The organism is Silanimonas sp. (genome assembly GCF_027531545.1).
GTDB lineage: Bacteria > Pseudomonadota > Gammaproteobacteria > Xanthomonadales > Xanthomonadaceae > Silanimonas.
In genome coordinates this window covers 1-12,222 of the sequence record NZ_JAPZSC010000013.1, presented here as the reverse complement: position 1 = coordinate 12,222, position 12,222 = coordinate 1, and the positions used below count along the sequence as shown (strand labels likewise).

The window sequence follows — 12,222 nt, the reverse complement described above, 5'->3', positions numbered from 1 at the left end:
CCCGGTCACCGAGAAGGTCACTTTCGCGGCCGACGCGTTCTTCGCGACGGGCTCTGCGGCGCTCAACGCCGAGTCGCAGGCCAAGCTGGCCGACCTGGTCGACAAGATCAAGGCGGTGAACCTCGAGGTCATCATCGCCGTGGGTCACACCGACATCACCGGCAGTGCCGCCCTGAACCAGCGTCTTTCGGTCCAGCGCGCCGAGAGCGTCAAGAAGTTCCTGGTGGGCAAGGGTGTCGAAGCCAACCGTGTCTACACGGAAGGCAAGGGCGCCGCGAACCCCGTCGCGGACAACAAGACTGCCGAAGGCCGCGCCAAGAACCGCCGCGTGGAAGTCGAGGTCGTGGGTACCCGCACCCGCCGTCCCTGATCTCGGAGCGCCCGGCCTCCCTGCCGGGCCGCTGCGAACGGAGCCCCGCCTCGGCGGGGCTTTTTCTTGCCCGCGCGTGACGCGGGTTGCGCCGCTACCATGCCCGCCATGAACAACGTCGACGCCCAGGAACTGGCCAAGTTCAGCGAACTCGCCCACCGCTGGTGGGACCCCGACAGCGAGTTCAGGCCGCTGCACCAGATCAACCCGCTGCGGCTGGAGTGGATCGACGAGCTGGCGTCCCTGAAGGGCAAGCGCGTGCTCGACGTCGGTTGCGGCGGCGGCATCCTGGCTGAGGCCATGGCCCGGCGTGCCGCGCAGGTGACCGGCATCGACCTGGCGGCGCGGCCGCTGGGGGTGGCCCGCCTGCACGCGCTGGAAGCTGGGGTCGAGAACCTCGAGTACCGTGAGGTCGCCACCGAGGCGCTGGCGGCCGAGCAGCCTGGGGCCTACGACGTGGTCACCTGCATGGAGATGCTCGAGCACGTGCCCGACCCTTCCGCCGTGGTGCGTGCCTGCGCGCAGCTGGCGCGGCCGGGCGGCTGGGTGTTCTTCAGCACGCTCAACCGCAACCCGAAGTCCTTCCTGTTCGCCATCGTGGGCGCGGAGTACGTGCTGCGCCTGCTGCCGCGCGGCACCCACGAGTACGCCAAGTTCATCCGGCCCAGCGAACTGGCCCGCTGGGCCCGCGAGGCCGGCCTGGCCACGCAGGCCAGTCGCGGCATGGAATACAACCCCCTGACGCGGCGCTACTGGATGAGCGGCGACACCAGCGTCAACTACCTGATGGCCTGCCGCAAGCCGGGCTGAGCCGCGCCGTGAAGCGCCCGGCTGCACTGTTGTTCGACCTCGACGGCACGCTCGTCGACAGCGCGCCCGATCTTGGCGGCGCTGCCAACGACATGCTGCAGGCGCGCGGCCGCGAGCCCCTGCCGCTGGACGCGCTGCGCCCGCACGGCGGTTCGGGCGCGCGCGGCATGATCGGCGCCGCCTTCGGGCTGGCGCCGGGCGACGCCGGCTACGAGGTGCTGCGCGACGAGTTCCTGCGCGTCTACGAAGGACGCCTGCTGCGGCACACGGCGCTGTTCGACGAGGTCGACGCGCTGGTGGCCGGCCTGGCCGCCGCTGGCCTGCCGTTCGGCATAGTCACCAACAAGGCCGTGCGGCTGGCAGCGCCGCTGGCCGACGGCCTGGGCCTGCGGCCGCCCGCGGCGGTGCTGATTGGCGGCGACAGCACGCCGCACGCCAAGCCGCACCCAGCGCCGCTGTGGGCGGCCTGCGCCGCCCTGGGCGTGGCGGCGGCCGACTGCGTGTACGTCGGCGACGACCCGCGCGACATGCGCGCGGCGGCGGCGGCCGGCATGCCGGGCTGGGCGGCGGCCTGGGGCTACCTCGGCGTGGCCGAGCCGGTGCAAGCCTGGGGAGCGCAGGCCGTGATCGAAACGCCGGCGGCCCTCTTGAAACGGCTCGCGCTGGCCTAAACTCGGTGCCTCGGGTCCGACTTGGCTTCGACGTGGGTGCGGAGTCGGCGCGGGGCATGCCGAGCACCAGTTCGCTCGTAAATCCACTGGAAACAAAGTAACTGCGAACGACGAACGTTTCGCCCTCGCCGCCTAAACACCGGTGAGCCTCGCAACAGTTGGCCGATGGGCTGGGTCTGACGGGTCACACCGAAGGGCTGCGAGGTCATTCACATCGGCTCGTCCCGCCATGAGTCATTCGCGGCGGGCCTAAACCCAAATGACTCGGGGCCTCGGTAGCGTGCTGCTGCGCGACCGGAGCCCTCAAATCCAAATCAGACAGCTACGCATGTAGAACCGTCCGGTGATGGCTTGCGGACGGGGGTTCGATTCCCCCCGGATCCACCATTCATAGCCCCGCAAGGGGCCGCTAGAGAAGAAGGCGCTAAGCAAATCAAGGGCTTAGCGCCTTTTTTGTGCCCGGATGGGGCCGGCTGGGGCCACTTGTGTCGGGTAAACCGCTGGGTAACAATCTGGGTAACTGCTCTCAACTGGTCCCAGGCGGTTGAAAGTTACCCAGGTTTCCCGGGGTGGAGTCACCTGTCATGGCTGGTACGGACAAGCTCTCCGACAAGGCGATCCGCGCTGCGCTCAAGGAGGCCGAGGTGTCCGGTAATGCACGCAAGCTGAGCGACGGCGGCGGCTTGGTGCTGGACGTGCGCCCGACCGGGTCCGGCTGGTGGCGACTGCGCTACTTCGTCGACTCCCGCGAAAAGATGCTGAGCCTTGGCACCTACCCCGAAACCGGATTACGGGATGCGAGGCTGAAGCGCGACGCTGAGCGCAAGCGCCTCGCCTCCGGCCAGGACCCCAGCGAGGCCCGGAAGGCCGACAAGGCTGCCCGGGCACAGCAGAGGCAGGTCGAGACGTTGGCGGCCGCCGGGCTGCCCGGGCCCGGCACCTTCGAGCAGGTTGCGCGCGAGTGGGTTGAGGATGTCCACGCAGCCAAAGTGGTGCCCACGCACGCCGCCCGCACGCTGGTGCGCTTCGAGCAGGACGCCTTTCCTTACCTCGGCCGCCGGCCGATCGCCGAGATCGATGCCCCGGAGTTGCTGCAGGTGCTGCGCCGCGTGGTGGCACGGGGGGCCATCGAGACGGCCCATCGGCTCAAGGACGCCTGCGGGCAGGTCTTCCGCTACGGCATCGCCTCAGGACTGTGCAGCCGGAACCTGGCCGCCGACCTGCGGGAAGCGCTGCCGCCTGTACCGACCCGCCACCTGGCCGCCATCGTCGAGCCGAAGAGGGCAGGCGAACTGCTCCGAGCGATGGCCGACTACAACGGGCACCCGATCACGCGCACCGCGCTGGCGCTGTCGGCGCTGCTATTCCTGCGCCCCGGTGAGCTTCGGCAACTGGAGTGGGCTTGGCTGGACCTAGACGCGGCGATGCTGACGATCCCCTCGGGCCTGATGAAGCGTCGCAGGGCCGACAAGGCCAACGGCACACCCCACTTGGTCCCGTTGGCGCCGCAGGCCGTGGAACTGTTCCGCGACCTGCAGGCGCTGACCGGTGGGGGTCGTTACTGCTTCCCCAGTCTGCAGACCAAGGACCGTCCCATGAGCGAGAACACGGTCAACGTGGCCTTGCGACGCCTGGGGTACAGCAACGAGGAGATGACGGCGCACGGCTTCCGGGCGATGGCTCGAACCTTGGCCGCCGAGCGCCTTGGCGTGGCGCCCGAAGTCATCGAGGCTCAGTTGGCGCACACGGTCCCCGACGCGTTGGGCCGCGCCTACAACCGTACCCAGTATCTTGAGCAGCGCCGCGAACTGATGACGAAGTGGGCCGACTACCTGGACAGGCTCCGTGATGGCGCGCAGGTCGTTGAACTGCGGCGCGCCGCAAGTGGGGGTTGAGCATGGAGACGAGAAGCGGGGCACTCCCCGAAGCTTGCCTGGACCTGCCGGGCGAGTTGCGCATCGAGATCGATGCAGGGCCGCAGTTGCGTGAAGTCAGGTTTGAGGGCACGGCCGCCCAGCTGGAAGCTGAGGGGCTCATCCCGGCCGGCTTCCATTGGCCTGTTGCCTTGCGGCAAGTCGAGTGTGATGTGGGCGGGATGACCTACCGCCTGTCGCCCATCCGGCTACGCGGCTGGAAGGGGCCGATGCGGTCGTGGCTGGTGCTGGACCACTGGATGCTGCATGTCCGCCGTGAGGGCTGCGAACTGCTGTGGTGGCCGGTGCTGATGGACTCGCAACCGCCAGCGCAGCGGCGCCTCCAGGAAGTGTCGCCAGCGGTCATGGCTGTGGTGCGTTTGGACGGGCGCTTCCGGGCGTTCGTAGTCCAGATCCCGAGCCTCGCGCTGGCGCTGGGGTACGGGCGTCACTACCGAAGCACGACAGGCCTTCAGTGATGGCAGCGAGGTCCGCGACGAAGAGGTTTGGAAAGCCCATTGGGGGCTACAGGCCTGACAGACGAGGAGATTGACGCCATGACCGCCGACATCGACACGGTGCAAGAAGGTCGAACAGAAGCGGAGGTACGTGCTGAGCGCCGCCTTGCGCTTAGCCTGGCCGCGACCAAGATCAAGGCCGGCGAGCAGCTGCCGCAGCGGCTTCGCGGATGGCTGGCCGGGCGCCTCCTGCAACTGCATGCGGCTCTCGAAGCGGGTGGCGAGTCAGTCGTGAAACAGGCTCTCGTAGAGCTCGGCAGAAAGCCGCGTGGTAACTCTCCTTCAGGCGTCGCGCTGGTCGCGGCCAAGTCTGTGCCGGACTCCGAGCGCAAGGGGCGACGAAGACCGACTACCGGGGGCCGCAAGACACGAGAGCCTGTCGATCCAGACGAGCAGGACCTTGGCCTCGCTGCGGCTGTAAGGTGGATCTCGGCTAGGCTGAAAAGTACTTACGGCGCCCATGTCATCCCCTCGATCGCCATCGCAATGGGTCTCAGTGAGGACACTGTGGAAGAGGCCGTCGAAGTGGTGCGTTTCGATGCCGGCAACGATGCTGAGTTGCTGGCGCTGGCCACGCCTGTGCTGGAGCGCCTGCAGAACTCGATCGCTCAAGAACCGGAGCAACACTCGCAGCGAATCCGCGATTTAGTCCGGAAGATTGCGAGAAGCTGAGGCCGGACCATGGCTCCATGCGTACACGCTTGGGGCCGAAAGACACCGCTGGCAAGGCCCGCCAGCTGCCTGATCTGGCGCCCATCGCCGCGGTGGCTGGAGCCGCCTCGGGGCGCGCCAAGCCGGCCGGCGTGCCCGAAACGGATCCCGAGCTTGCCGAGGTCCGCCTGATCGACGTTAAGGCCGCGGCCGCGGCCGGGGGCATGTCAATCAGCTGGTGGCACGAGGCCGTGTCCCAGGGCATCGCGCCGCAGCCCGTGTTCCGCGCGCCGCGGTGTACCCGTTGGCGCGCGGTTGACGTGGCCGCCTTCTGGCGCGACTACCGCCCCAGCACCGACCGCGCTTCCGAGATGGTGGATCAGGCGGCCAAGGCGTCCGCCAAGGCCCGGGAGCGCCGCTGCGCCAAGGCGGCCGTGACCGCGGAAGGGCGGTGAGCCATGTCTTCGCACCGCATGGGCGGCGCCGCAGCGCCGGGGCGGATCACGCCCACTGAGGCCGAAAGTGATGATGCCCGCGGGCTGGGGAGCAGCGCGGGCACCGAGGGGAACGGGAAAGAGATCGACCGCGCGAATTGTGCCGTGCCCGTTACGGTTGACAAGGCCGGCGACGACGCGAAGCGCTTGGCCGGGCTGCGCGCCCGGCTGGCGCTGCATGGTGGCCACGTCGTCCACGAGTTGGCCGCAGGCGGCTTCTTGGTGATCTGGCGCGGGCTGTCGCGCGAGTGCCGTGACCTGGCTGAGCTCGAGGCGCACGCGCGGCGCGTTGGAGCTATGCGGTGAAGGCGCCGTCCGATCTGGATCGTGCGCGCGATGCGCTCCGGGCGATCGATCCAAGCTGTACCCGTGACGACTGGATTCGTGTGGGCATGGCGGCTCGCGCTGCTGGCCTGTCGTTCGAGGACTGGGACTCATGGAGTGCGACTGGCAGCAACTACAGCGCCCGTGCCGCCGCGTCAGCCTGGCGCAGTTTCAAGGGGAGCGGCATCGGACCGGGCACGCTGTACGCCTTGGCCTTCGCAGCCGGCTGGAGGCCCCGCGGCGGCCACCAGCAGGCCCCGCATCGCGCGCGAGCCAAGGCGGTTCTGCACAACCAGCGTGTGGTGCCTGAGCAGCCGCACAAGCCGCTGACATCCGAGGAACTGCTGCGCTTCAACACGCTGGGCCCAGTGTCGGGTGCAGCACTGACCTACCTGCAGGCCCGGCTGTGTGTCGTACCGCCTGCCGATGGCGACCTGCGGTGTCACCACGCGCTGCGTCACTGGCCCACGGGGCACATCGGCCCGGCCCTGGTGGCGCTGGTGACGGACGCGGCTACGCGCGAGCCGATCAGCATGCACTTCACCTGGGTCTGCCCGGACGGCAGCAAGGCCAACATTGACCGGCCGCGGCTCCTGCTGGGTGGCCATCGCAAGGCTGGCGGAGTCATCCGGTTGTGGGCTGACGATGCCGTCACGACCAGCTTGGGTATCGCGGAGGGCGTCGAGACTGCGCTGTCCTTGGCGCATGCCCACATGCCCGTCTGGGCATGCATCGATGCCGGGAACCTGGCGGCATTCCCCGTGCTGCATGGCATCGAGTCGTTGTTGATCGCCGCCGACCATGACCCGGCCGGCTTGCGAGCCGCAGACTCCTGCGCCCAGCGATGGGCACGTGCAGGGCGCGAGGTTCGCATCGTCAGGGCGCCGGCTGCCGGGCAGGACATGAACGACGTGGCGAGGTGCGAAGCATGACCGCCGACGCTGTCCGAAAGCTGGTGGACAACACGCAGCGGTATCAGGCGCCGCCTGCAGTTGAGTCCGACCTGAGACACCCCCAGGTAGTGCTCCCGTCCGCACTCACCGACGACGAACTGGCCTCACGGTTCGTTAGCGCCTTCGGTGTTGAGTATCGGTGGTCCCCAGGCCTGGAGTGGATGCGCAACACCGGTCACGTGTGGCAGCGTGACACCCAGCGTAGTCGCGTGCAGGCCGCGCGCGAGGTGTGCCGGGCTGCGGCCGACACGCTCACCAAGCCAAAGGACCGGCGTGCTATCGCCAGTGCGAAGTCGGTGCAGGCCGCGCTGGCGCTGGCGCAGGCGGACCCGGCCATCGCGCTGCCGTTCGAGGCCTGGGATCGAGACCCGCTGCTGCTGAACACACCCACCGGCGTGGTCGACCTGAGAACTGGCACCACGAGGCCCCACCGCGCAGACGACTACATGACGCAGTGCACGCCCGTGGCGCCGGACTTCGTCTCGCGGCCGGCCGTGTTCCTGCGGTTCATCAGCGAGGTGTTCGAGGGCGACGCCGATCTGGTGGGCTTCATGCAGCGCGCCTTGGGCTACTGCCTGACCGGCGTCCGCCGTGAGCAGCTGCTGATGTTCTGGCACGGCAGTGGCGCAAACGGCAAGAGCACGCTGGTGGATCTGGTGCACCGGGTGTGCGGCACCTACGCGACGATGCTGCCGGCGTCCGAGTTGATGGTCTCGCGCAGCGAGCGGCATCCTGCCGGCGTAGCGACGCTGCGCGGCCGGCGTCTGGCGATCAGCAGCGAACTCGACGAGGGGCAGCTCTGGAACGAGCCACTGTTGAAGTCGCTCACCGGCGACGAGACGTTGGCCGCGCGGTTCATGCGCCAGGACTTCTTCGAGTTCGAGATGACGCACAAGCACGTGATCGTCGGCAACCACAAGCCGCGGCTGCGCGGCGGCGACCCGGCGATGGCGCGGCGCCTGGTGCTGGTGCCCTTCGAGGCAAAGTTCGAGGGCACGGCGCGCGACCCTGAGATGCCGCAAAGGCTGAAGGCCGAGGCGCCCGGCGTGCTTGCCTGGTTGATCCGCGGGGCCCAGCAGTGGCACGAGTGCCGCCTCCGCATCCCCGATCGGGTGCGCGCTGCCTCGGCCGATTACCTGGCCGACAACGACGACTTGGCGCTGTGGCTAGAGGAGTGCGTCGAGAGGCGCGGCGAGGCGAAGGCTTCGGACCTGTACGCGAGCTTCAGGCGCTGGAAGGAGAGCCGCGGCGAGCACGCGCCCTCACAGACCACATTCGGGCAGCGCATCAGCGTGCTGCCGGGTGTGAGCAAGCGCACCAGCAACGGCGTGAGGTACGCCGGCCTCGCGCTCAAGGAAGGCGAGTGGCTGCGTATGGAGGGGCTGCGGAGATGAGCAGCTTGGAACCGTTGGAACACTTGGAACCCTTTCGCATGAGGACTTCTCAGGCGCGCGCGCGTGCGGAGGTTCATAAGCAGCAACGGTTCCAACCCTTCCAACCCTTCCACGACCGGGCCACGCCATGAACGAGTCCGCCGTCCGTCAGGACGCCATCCAAGCCAACCTGCTGGACCGGGGCTGGTCGGTCGCCGCTCCTGCAGCCCCGCAGTCCAGTTGAAGCCCACCGAGCCCCTGAGCGAGGTTTCCTCATGATCGAAGCCCTGATCTCCGGCAAACTCGTCGGCAAGCCGGAGCCCCGCACGTCTCGCGGCGGCACGGCCTACGTCCTGGCCCGGCTGCGGGTGCCTTCCGGCGTCGACGACTTGCACTTCGTGCGGCTGACCGCCTTCTCCGACACCGCCTGCGCCGCGCTGCTGGCGCTGGACGACGGCGATGCGGTGGCCGTGGCCGGCACGTTGAAGGCCGGCGCCTGGCAGGACCGCGACGGCGCCGCGCGGCCCAACCTTGACATGGTCGTGGCCCAGGTGCTGACCGCCTACCACCTGCAGCGCCGGCGCCAGGCCATGCAGCCGTCGACCGGCGCCAGCGCCGCCGAGGCCGCGGCGACAAGCTCAGGCCGCCGCGGCTGCGCATCCCGCGGGCTGGCGCCGGCGCCCGCTCCGGACCACTCTCCAGAGGCTGCAGCCGCTTTCGGGGCGGCATCGGACGATGCGTGGCTGGTCGGCGGGGCAGGCGAGTGAACCCCATGAACGGCCAAGGATCTCCCAAGGTCGCGCCGCCGCGCTGCAGCGCGGTGCTGGCGCTGGACCTCGGCACCACCACCGGCTGGGCGCTGTGCCTGGCAGACAGCGCCATCACCAGCGGCACCATCAGCTTCAAGCCGGGCCGGTTCGAAGGCGGCGGGATGCGCTTCCTGCGCTTCCGCCGCTGGCTCGACGAGCTCCGCACACTCGCGCCTGACCTGGCCGAAGTCCACTTCGAGGAAGTGCGGCGCCACGCCGGCGTCGACGCTGCGCACGCCTACGGCGGCTTCCTGGCCACGCTCACGGCCTGGTGCGAGCACCACCAGATCCCGTACAGCGGCGTGCCGGTGGCCGCGATCAAGAAGCACGCCACCGGCCGCGGCAACGCCGACAAGACCGCGGTGCTCGAGGCCGTGCGGACGTGGGGGTTCGAGCCCGGCGATGACAACGAGGCCGACGCGCTCGCCCTGCTGCGTCTGGTGCTGGACGGCGGTCCGAAGTAGCGAACCCCATGAGCCAAGCATGGCACGCTGTGGTGGTCTTCACTGGAGAGCTCGATGTACCTGGAGCAGCCCGAGATCAAGCCGGCGTCGCTGGGCCTGCTAGTCGCAGTGCACGCGGCCTACTGTGGTTGAGCTAGGCCCATGACGATGTGGCGCTCCTTGGCCACCCACGTCCCCGGCTCGCAGCTGGCCAGGGCCGTTGATCAGCTGGAACTGGCGGCCGCGCTTGGTGTCGACGACCCCGAGGTGACGCCACGCCCTGGTGAACGCTGGGCTGACGTGTACGGCCGCGCCATCGGCCCCTGTGGTGCACGTGCGAGGTCAGGCGCCCTGTGCAAGCTGCCAGGCGTCGGCTGCGGCGGCCGCTGCAAGTTCCACGGCGGCGCCAGCACCGGCCCGCGCACACCGGCCGGGAAGGCGAGGGCGGCAGACAACGCCCGCCAACATGCAGCGAGGTTACGAGTGACACACGAACAAGCCATCCCCAGCAGCTTGGCCCCGGTGCCGCCGGCCATGCCCGACGAGGCCGTGCGGGGCGTGCCTGCCGCGTCGAAAGCCAGCGCGCCGGGCTCGAAGCCGCAGCACCGCAGGCCCTTCCTCGATCAGGTGCTCGACGACCATCTGGCCGGCCGCCGACCGTGGCCGGTCGCCGCTCGGATCCTGGCTGTCGTCGAAGCACACCCGAAAGCCCTCGACAGGATCGAGCTCAACCATGAGCTCGGCGAGATGCCGCTCGGTGTGGTCGTCGATCGACTGATCGCCCGCGGAGCCCTCGCTGAGGTCAAGCAAGGCTGCCGTCAGGTGCTCGTCCGGCCTCGGCGCTGATGCGCCCTATGGGCTCGTGCGCTGAGGTCGCTCGTCCGGCAGGTTCTGCAGCGCCTCGGCGATGGCGGTTTCGCGCGCGCTAGCCGCTGCCGCGTTCATGGCCCGCACCTTCTCCAGGTACGGCAGCGCCTGTGTCTGCTTGTCCAGGCCCGACACCGAGATCGCGTCCCGCACCCCGCGGGCCAGGTCGTCCAGATACCAATTCAGTTCCCCGCTCGCCTCGAGCTCGGCCCGGAACTTCGGTGCCCGGTCCGAGAGGGCCCGGTCGAACAGGTTGTACAAGCGCATCGACCCCTCCGTTTGGCGGTAAGGCGCACGGTGAAGCGAGCCTTACGCCCGTAGAATTCGGCATGTCAGGAGGACGGAGGCGCAATCGATGAAACTGCCCGACAAGTTCCCTTCCGGTTGCTCGTTCTGGGCGAACTTCTCCGGCGACGACTTCGTCGAGTTCCCGGACGGCAAGGTGTTCCGGCTCAACGACGACGGCGAGACGCTGGATCCGGTGCCCTCGCGGCCCGCGCGCGGCGCGCCCTCTTCCGAGGCCGCGTTGCTCAACGCAGCCCGGGTCTGCCGCGAGTTCAGGTCCGGCGGCAAGGTGACGCTGGGCGTCAACCTGCCTTCCACGCTCGCCGACCGCTCGTAGATCGGGTCGTAGATGCGGTGCATCATGGCCACGGCGAGCTCGTGGCGCTCGGTGCCCTTCGGCGCGGCGCGCGCCACCTCGTAGAGCTTGTGCCCGGGGCCGTCGTCGCGCGGCCCGGCCTTCGCGGCCATCATCTCCGGCACGTTGATCTGCACCTCGGCAACCGTGCCAGCAGCGCCGGCACTTCGTCTGTGGGACGCTTGCGTGGCGTTGCGTCAGGCAGCGGCCCAGGCCGGCGCCGCGGCCTGGCTGGTGCGCCGCGCGCGCCCGATGGCTTCCAACGTCTCCACGATCGTGGGCAACCTGTCGCGCCACCGGCCGCGGGCCTTGAAGTGCGCGGCTAGGTCATCGAGTGTCAGCGGGCGCCCGGCGGCCGCCATGACCTCGGACACGGCCTTGATCTGCTCCGGTAGGCCGGTGGGCCAGGCGCGCGTGGTGATCGGTGCGGCAGGGTCCGCCGTCGCGGGCTGGGCCTCGTCGCTGTCGACCTCGATCGACGCTTGCGTGCCGCCGCGCGCCAACGGGTTCTGGAACTCCGGCCGGAGCCAGCGCACCGTGCCTGCGGCTTCCTCGGCCGCGCGGCGAGCATTCAGGTCGACCAGGCGCTGCAGGAGCTCGGCCACGGCCGCTTCGCGCGCCTCGGCGCCGGCGGGGGTGTAGTCGGCAAGCGTCGGGGCCAAGTCGGCCCAGCCGTAGGCGTCGAGCACGGCGGCGTCGAGCTCGTCGTGCAGGGTGCGCAGGACCCCGACCAGGCCGTGGTCGTAGATCTCGCGCTCCTTGGCCGAAAGCGGCTCGCCGGCGCGCAGCTTCTCCAGCACGTTGTAGATGCCGGTCAGCATCAGATCCGCGTGCGCGGCCTGCCTAGACTTGCGGTGGGAGTCAATCTGCTCGCCCAAACCTCGAATCCTGTCGACCAAGACAGAACTGAGGCCGGTGTCATCTGCAGGAAAGGGATAGCCAGCCCAAACGTCCCTCGGCTTCCATCGAATGTCGTTCCCGACTCCCAATCGGGGCGCGACCCGAACGACCCATGTTTGATGAACGACGCTGGAGAGCACCCCCAGGATAAGCGCGTCGGCGATTGCAACGCAGTAGACCTGTGCGTCTGGCAATACGTCTCCTGCCAGGAACATGAACACTCGATGACGCGCAGTATCTGGCGTACCGATGAATCGCGGTAGTCCGCGCTTCGCCATACGCATGTCCTCGTTCGAGCGCGCAAACAGCCACCACTTCGACCTTCTAGATGGTTCACGGTTCAAGTGGCGATGTCCCGAGGTCTGTTGAACGCGTGAGCTGAAGGTGGCGGTTCCTTTCGCCTGGATGAGACCATCCAGGTGCCTAGCAAGCAAAGAAAGGAACCACCGAGATGAAGTCTCGCACGAAGCCCGCGCTGCGGGCATT

Annotated in this window: 16 protein-coding genes and 1 other RNA gene; 14 read left to right on the top strand and 3 right to left on the bottom strand. The window is 68.9% G+C overall.

Annotation, left to right across the window (positions count from 1 at the left end; genetic code table 11):
• The 14 genes from O9280_RS08535 to O9280_RS08470 form a co-directional block, all read left to right on the top strand.
• Positions 1-370, top strand: a 370-nt coding sequence (locus tag O9280_RS08535) for an OmpA family protein (protein ID WP_298341169.1), incomplete at its 5' end; no start/stop codon positions are given.
• Between the two features lie 108 nt (positions 371-478).
• Entirely contained in the window at positions 479-1,180 is a 702-nt protein-coding gene (gene ubiG / locus O9280_RS08530; protein WP_298341167.1) for a bifunctional 2-polyprenyl-6-hydroxyphenol methylase/3-demethylubiquinol 3-O-methyltransferase UbiG, read from the top strand.
• 8 nt (positions 1,181-1,188) lie between these two features.
• A complete protein-coding gene (locus O9280_RS08525) occupies positions 1,189-1,851 on the top strand; it encodes an HAD-IA family hydrolase (RefSeq protein ID WP_298341165.1) in 663 nt (220 codons plus the stop codon).
• Between the two features lie 12 nt (positions 1,852-1,863).
• Positions 1,864-2,238: a transfer-messenger RNA gene (ssrA, locus tag O9280_RS08520) on the top strand.
• 197 nt (positions 2,239-2,435) lie between these two features.
• Complete coding sequence (locus O9280_RS08515) at positions 2,436-3,746, top strand: integrase arm-type DNA-binding domain-containing protein (protein ID WP_298341163.1); 1,311 nt, start codon at positions 2,436-2,438, stop codon at positions 3,744-3,746.
• On the top strand, positions 3,743-4,243 hold the full coding sequence (locus O9280_RS08510; RefSeq protein WP_298341161.1) for a hypothetical protein: 501 nt from the start codon (positions 3,743-3,745) through the stop codon (positions 4,241-4,243). The genes O9280_RS08515 and O9280_RS08510 overlap by 4 nt, the downstream gene beginning before the upstream one ends.
• Before the next feature lie 78 nt (positions 4,244-4,321).
• Positions 4,322-4,954, top strand: coding sequence for a hypothetical protein (locus O9280_RS08505; protein WP_298341159.1), 633 nt, complete (start codon positions 4,322-4,324; stop codon positions 4,952-4,954).
• 17 nt (positions 4,955-4,971) lie between these two features.
• Positions 4,972-5,388, top strand: coding sequence for a hypothetical protein (locus O9280_RS08500; protein ID WP_298341157.1), 417 nt, complete (start codon positions 4,972-4,974; stop codon positions 5,386-5,388).
• A gap of 3 nt (positions 5,389-5,391) precedes the next feature.
• Positions 5,392-5,733 (top strand): hypothetical protein, encoded by a 342-nt coding sequence (locus O9280_RS08495; RefSeq protein WP_298341156.1) that lies wholly within the window; start codon positions 5,392-5,394, stop codon positions 5,731-5,733.
• Positions 5,730-6,683: a PriCT-2 domain-containing protein gene (locus O9280_RS08490; protein ID WP_298341154.1), complete on the top strand. Its 954-nt coding sequence runs from the start codon at positions 5,730-5,732 to the stop codon at positions 6,681-6,683. Before O9280_RS08495 ends, O9280_RS08490 begins: the two co-directional genes overlap by 4 nt.
• Positions 6,680-8,098, top strand: a complete 1,419-nt coding sequence (locus O9280_RS08485) for a phage/plasmid primase, P4 family (protein WP_298341152.1) — start codon at positions 6,680-6,682, stop codon at positions 8,096-8,098. Before O9280_RS08490 ends, O9280_RS08485 begins: the two co-directional genes overlap by 4 nt.
• A 254-nt stretch (positions 8,099-8,352) precedes the next feature.
• The gene (locus O9280_RS08480) at positions 8,353-8,844 is read left to right on the top strand and encodes a single-stranded DNA-binding protein (RefSeq protein ID WP_298341150.1); all 492 of its coding nucleotides are present in this window, start codon (positions 8,353-8,355) and stop codon (positions 8,842-8,844) included.
• A 5-nt stretch (positions 8,845-8,849) separates the two neighbouring features.
• Complete coding sequence (locus O9280_RS08475; protein ID WP_298341148.1) at positions 8,850-9,350, top strand: hypothetical protein; 501 nt, start codon at positions 8,850-8,852, stop codon at positions 9,348-9,350.
• 159 nt (positions 9,351-9,509) lie between these two features.
• On the top strand, positions 9,510-10,175 hold the full coding sequence (locus O9280_RS08470) for an HGGxSTG domain-containing protein (RefSeq protein ID WP_298341146.1): 666 nt from the start codon (positions 9,510-9,512) through the stop codon (positions 10,173-10,175).
• Between the two features lie 6 nt (positions 10,176-10,181).
• On the opposite strand, the gene O9280_RS08465 is transcribed toward O9280_RS08470, so the two are convergent.
• Genes O9280_RS08465 through O9280_RS08455 form a run of 3 tightly spaced genes read right to left on the bottom strand, consistent with a single transcriptional unit; the run spans position 10,182 to position 11,657 of the window.
• Positions 10,182-10,463, bottom strand: a complete 282-nt coding sequence (locus O9280_RS08465; RefSeq protein WP_298341144.1) for a hypothetical protein — start codon at positions 10,461-10,463, stop codon at positions 10,182-10,184.
• 42 nt (positions 10,464-10,505) lie between these two features.
• A complete protein-coding gene (locus O9280_RS08460; RefSeq protein ID WP_298341142.1) occupies positions 10,506-10,973 on the bottom strand; it encodes a hypothetical protein in 468 nt (155 codons plus the stop codon).
• 60 nt (positions 10,974-11,033) lie between these two features.
• On the bottom strand, positions 11,034-11,657 hold the full coding sequence (locus O9280_RS08455; protein WP_298341140.1) for a hypothetical protein: 624 nt from the start codon (positions 11,655-11,657) through the stop codon (positions 11,034-11,036).
• Positions 11,658-12,222 lie beyond the last annotated feature (565 nt).